This window comes from Rhizobacter sp. (genome assembly GCF_035702065.1).
Taxonomy (GTDB): domain Bacteria; phylum Pseudomonadota; class Gammaproteobacteria; order Burkholderiales; family Burkholderiaceae_C; genus Rhizobacter.
This window is the reverse complement of sequence record NZ_DASSRA010000007.1, coordinates 1-4,549: the sequence shown is the minus strand read 5'-3', so window position 1 is coordinate 4,549 and position 4,549 is coordinate 1. Positions and strand designations below refer to the sequence as shown.

Genomic DNA, 4,549 nt, shown 5'->3' with positions numbered 1-4,549 from the left:
CTGGTTGCTCACGTAGACCTTGCCCGAGGCGGGGTTCACCGCCACGTTGAAGAGCGTGGTGCCCACGCCCGAGACGCGGCCCGTCACCGTGGGCAGCGTGCCGGTGGTGTCGATGGTGAAGACGTCGTAGTCGGGCAGGTTCATCTTGACGCGGCTGTTCCAGACGCGCGGCGCCACGCCGGTCTTGGGGTCGCCGTTGTCGACCCAGTCACCGTTGGCGTTCTTCTGCACGATCAGGCCGGTTTGCGGCTGCTGCGTGCCGTCGGCCGCGGTGGTGGGCGGCGGTTTGTCGATGCCGCCTTCCTGCATGTCGTCGGTCAGGATGGTGGTCTTGTTGCCGGAGTTGAAGACCGCGGCATAGACGCGGGTGCCGTCGGCGTTGCGGGCCAGGCCGCGCAGCGTGTCGCCGAACATGTTCAGGCGCGTGGCCGGCGTGCCACCCAGCGCAGTGCCGGGGCTGGCGGTGTTGTAGACCCACACGTCCGCACGGCCGACGCCCGGGGTCGTGAGCTGCGGGTCGAACCTGGCGTTCTGGCCGCGGTGCGCGGCGGTGATGAAGGCCCACTTGTTGTTGGTGCCGGCAAACACGATGTCGCGCGGTTCGTCGCCCACCAGCAGCGTGTTGACCACGCGCGCCGGGCTGGTCGACACGTCGACGATGCTCACGCTGTCGGACAGGTGGTTGACCACCCACAGCTGGCCGTCGTTGGCGAGCGCCACGGCCACCGGCTCCAGGCCGACGGGGATGGATTCAAGCAGCACGGGCGTGGTGGCGCTGATGTCGTACACCTCGACGCGGTTGTCGGGCGTGTTCACCGCATACAGGCGCTGGCCGGTGCTGTTCACGGCCAGCGGGCGGACCTGCCCGCTCTCGAAGGCCACGAACTCGCCGATGGCTGGCCGCGTGGCCGACCCACCGCCGCCACCACCGCTCGGGGTGCCGGCGAGCTCGATGGCATTCACGCGGTAGCTCTCGGTGGCGCTGTTGGCGCTGACGCGAAAGCGCAGCTGGATGCTGGTCTGGTTGGCCGCCGTGCTCGGCAGCGCGAGGGTCACGCGGCCGGCGGTCGTGATGCGCGTCGACTCGAGCTGGGTGTAGGCGCCGCCATTCACCGAAACCTCGGCAATGCCGCCCTCACCCAGGTCCAGCCCGGCGGTCACCCGGTCGAAGCTCAGCGTGATGCCGGTATAGCCCACGGTGCTGATGGGCGACGAGGTGATGCTCCCGTCAGTCGTGAGCAGCGCAGCTGTCATCGTGGCACCGGTGTTCGCGGTCGACACGCTGCCGGCCGAGCTGAACGAACCCAGCCCGCTGGCAAAGCTCTGCTGGAAGAGCGTGGTCTGGGCCTGGGCAGCGGCGGCGCCGAGGCCGAAGCCAAGGCCGAATCCGCAGAAGGCGAGAAAGTGCAGGAAACGCCGCGACGCGGCGCCCTTCGGACGTGTGTTCATTGACAGTCTCCTTAGCGCCGTCAGGCGACGCTTTGTGTGGGGTTCGGAGCTGTCAAAGAGCCCGTGCGGTCTCTTCCTGGCGCGAACAGGCAGCTCCGACTGAACGCAAGCTGATAATTGCACTCACGTGCAATTTGGGCGATTCGCGTTTCTACTTAAGCTTCCGTTCACTTTTAAGAACGGGAGCCGGAGCCGCTGGCTGCCGTCGCTAGTTCTGCCCCATCAGGTAGCGAATCATCTGGCCGCTTTCCTGCGTCGGCCTCTGCAGGATCACGCTGTACATGTCGATGCTGATGGCGCAGAGCTTGTCCGGGTCGGCACCCGCGGCCTGCGGGTTCTGCAGCATGGCCAGGTCGCCGCCATGGCGGCCGGCGAGCGCCTCGAACACCGGCTTCAGGGCGGCGGCCACCTCGGCCTGCTGCGGCACGGGCTGGGGCGACACCAGCGCGGTGCGCATCACCTGGCTCAGCGTGCTCGTGTCGGCATCGAGCGTGCTGACGGCCACGTACTTGCTCAGGTCCACGCCTTGCGCCGGCTTGGCGTACAGGAAGCGGTAGCAGAGGTCACCACCGCGCTGCCGGAGTTCTGTCATCTCCTGCACCTTGACGCGCATGTATTCGGTGGCCGCTTCATTCGAAGCCTGCGGCAGGCGCTTCTGCACCAGCGTGGTGACCTCCGCGCTCACGCGGTCGATGATGTCGGCCTTGCTCTTGCCGGCGAGCAGCCAGCCACGCATGTCGTCGGTGAGCCGTGCGTACGTCTGCGGGTCGTGCTTCTTGATGGCCGCAAAGGCCGCGTTGCGAGTGAGTGATTCGTCGAGCGTGCCGGCGTCGTAACGCGCCTGCAACGGCGGCACGATGAGGTAGTGCGCCGCCACCCCGAGCACCGCACCCACCACCAGCACCATCGCGGCCACTTGCGACCGCTGCCTCACGCTGCTGCGCAGCACCGCGCCGGCTGCCACGGCCACCACGGCCGCAAAAAGAGCCGCGAGGGCCAGGCTGATCCAACTCATCGTCTTGTTTCTCCAGTTCTTCGCACGAGCATCGCATACCGAGGCCAGGCGTTGGCCTGCCGCGACGTTTGAGGCTCAGGGTGTACCCGCATCATCGCTCCTAGGGATGCCCCTGCCCCCCGGTTTGATCCACCATACGCGCCCGCACTACTCGTCGAGAGGGATCTCATGAGCCAGGTGTTGACGACTTATGGGACAGCTTCTGCCGGAGCCTTCGCGGCCCCGCCCCAAACGATGTCAAAACTACTGATCGTTGACGACCACGCCCTCGTGCGCCTCGGCATCGTGACCAGCCTCAGTGCGCTCGACAACGCGCAGCTGCAGCTCTTCGAGGCCAGCACGCTCACCGACGCGATCTCGATCTACCGCAGCGAGCCCGGCATCACCCTCGTGCTGCTCGACCTCAACATGCCCGACTGCAAGGGCCTGCAAGGTCTGAAGCAGTTCCTCGAGGCGTTTCCGCAGGCGCGGGTGGCCGTCATCAGCGGCACGCAAGACGAGTTCGTCATCGGCCAGGTGCGCGCGCTCGGTGCCGTGGGCTACGTCACCAAGGGCCAGGCCCCCAGCGCCATGTGCGAGACGGTGATGGGCCTCGTGGCAGCGGCGCAAGGCGGCGCGCCGGGCGGCTTTCCGCGCTTCCCGAGCTCGTCGCGCTACGACCGGGTGGCCGAACTGGGGCCTCGCCACCTGGAGATCCTGGAGCTGGTGCTCTCCGGCTGCTCCAACCAGGAGATCAGCACCGCCACCGGGCTGTCGCTCGGCACCATCAAGAACTATGTGTCGACCATCCTGCTGGCGCTCGACGTGAAGTCGCGCTCGCACCTGATCAGCCTGTTCAGGTAAGGGCCCTTGTCATTCCAGCTCACACCTTCAACGGCCGCCGGCTCCACCGACGCTTCTTCCGACGAAGGGCCTGAGCGCAGGCGAGAAAGAACGCGCGCCTCGCAGTTGATGCGGCTCTTCAAGCACGCCCGCGTGGAGCTGGCTGTGTCGCTCGGGCTGGCCTTGGTGTGTGTCCTCGTGTTTGCAGTCTTCTGGTCGCCCGGCGCACGCCTGTGGGCCTGGCTGACGGTGATGCTGGGCGCCCAGGCCGCGCTGGGCGCGCTGATCTGGCGCTTCAAGCAAGCGGGCCGGGCCGCCCTGGCGCAGGCGCCGCGCTGGCTGGGCCACTACCTGGGCGCCATCCTGCTGTGCGGTGCGGGCTGGGGCTTCGCACCGTGGTTCCTGCTCAGCGACCTGCCCTTCATCCCGTCCCTGCTGCCCGCCCTGCCGCTGGTGCTGCTGCTGTGCGTGCTGGCCGCCGCCGGCGCCCACACGGTGGCGGCTTACCGCTGGGCCATCTACCTCTGGCTGCTGCCCCTGCTCGTGCCGACGGTGGCCTTCATGCTGCGCGCCGGCACGCACACCGGCACCCTGACCGCCGTGCTGGTGCTGGCCTTCCTCGCAGGCTGCATCTTCTTTGCCCTGACCCGCCACCGCCTGCTGATGAAGGAGCTGCAGACCAAGCTCGACAACGACGCCCTGGTGCGTGCCTTGCGCCAGCAGGTGTTCCTGGTGGAGCGCGCCAACCGCGAGAAGAGCCGCTTTCTCGCGTCGGCCAGCCACGACCTGCGCCAGCCCATGCACGCGCTGGGCCTCTTCACTGCCACGCTGGAGAAGAAGCTCGCCACCACGCCGCTGCAGCCGCTGGTGAAGAACATGATCCGCTCCATCGACGCGCTGGAGCAGAGCTTCACCTCCATGCTCGACATCTCCAAGCTCGACGCCGGCGTGATCGAGCCCAACCTGCAGCCCTTCCCCATCCGCGATCTGTTCCGCGTGCTGCACATGCACTGCGCAGGCCAGGCCGAGGAGCTGGGCCTGGGCCTGCGCTTCAAGCCGGGCGGCAAGATCGTCATTAGCGACCCGCACCTGCTGGAACGCGTGCTGGCCAACCTGATCCACAACGCCATCCGCTACACCCGCGAAGGCGGCATCGTGGTGGTGGCGCGCACCCGGCAGAGCGCCGTCAGCATCGAGGTGTGGGACACCGGCATCGGCATCGCGCCCGACGAGCTGCCCAAGGTGTTCGACGAGTTCTACCAA

At 67.6% G+C, this 4,549-nt stretch carries 4 protein-coding genes; 2 read left to right on the top strand and 2 right to left on the bottom strand.

Annotation, left to right across the window (positions count from 1 at the left end; genetic code table 11):
• Positions 1–1,449, bottom strand: a 1,449-nt coding sequence (locus VFL64_RS00355) for a YncE family protein (protein ID WP_489538390.1), incomplete at its 3' end; no start/stop codon positions are given.
• A gap of 208 nt (positions 1,450–1,657) precedes the next feature.
• The gene (locus VFL64_RS00350) at positions 1,658–2,464 is read right to left on the bottom strand and encodes a hypothetical protein (RefSeq protein ID WP_489538389.1); all 807 of its coding nucleotides are present in this window, start codon (positions 2,462–2,464) and stop codon (positions 1,658–1,660) included.
• A 234-nt stretch (positions 2,465–2,698) separates the two neighbouring features.
• Between VFL64_RS00350 and VFL64_RS00345 the strand changes: the two genes are divergently transcribed.
• Together VFL64_RS00345 and VFL64_RS00340 are read left to right on the top strand one after the other, a co-directional pair.
• On the top strand, positions 2,699–3,307 hold the full coding sequence (locus VFL64_RS00345; RefSeq protein ID WP_489538388.1) for a response regulator: 609 nt from the start codon (positions 2,699–2,701) through the stop codon (positions 3,305–3,307).
• 6 nt (positions 3,308–3,313) lie between these two features.
• On the top strand, positions 3,314–4,549 hold a 1,236-nt coding region (locus VFL64_RS00340; protein WP_489538387.1), incomplete at its 3' end, for a sensor histidine kinase.